Below are 553 nucleotides of genomic sequence, written 5' to 3'. Positions count from 1 at the left end.
TAAAAGACATTCTTGAGAAGCCAACTCCGAAATCAAGCTTCCTAGCGATTGGTTTTGGTTACGAAAGTAATGGCTTCGTGATTGAAAACGACGACGGTTGGGATGCGGGGCCTGATTATGATCCTCGCCAACGCCCTTGGTTTATCGCAGCCAAAAACAAAGGCGATTTGGTGGTTACCGACCCTTATGTTGATGCTTCATCTAAGAATGTGATCATCTCTGTTGGTACGCCAGTAAAACAAAACGGCCAGTTCTTAGCGGGCATGTTTTACGACCTAGAGCTAACTACCCTTTCCGACCTAGTTAACCAAGTGAACCTGTTTGATGCTGGTTACTTGTTCTTAGTCACTGACGATGGTACGACGATTGCGCACCCGCAAAGTAAGTACAACGGTGAAAAGCTCAATAGCTACCTACCGCAAGTTGACCTAAATAAGGCGACTCAACACATCGAAGTTGATGACAATCCTTACATGGTTAGCCTTACTCATATCCCAAGTGAGAACTGGTATGTGGGCGCAATCATTGATGAAACGGCAGCTTACTCAGTGGT

The 553-nt window shown here is 45.6% G+C and carries 1 protein-coding gene; it reads left to right on the top strand.

All coding sequences use genetic code 11. The annotated features are described in order from the left end of the window. A partial coding sequence (locus R8O11_RS30400) for a cache domain-containing protein (RefSeq protein WP_318195286.1) occupies positions 1 to 553 on the top strand: 553 nt, incomplete at both ends.

The organism is Vibrio sp. 1288 (assembly GCF_033344475.1).
The sequence above is the reverse complement of the archived record's forward strand: the minus strand, read 5'-3'. Positions and strand labels throughout refer to the sequence as shown.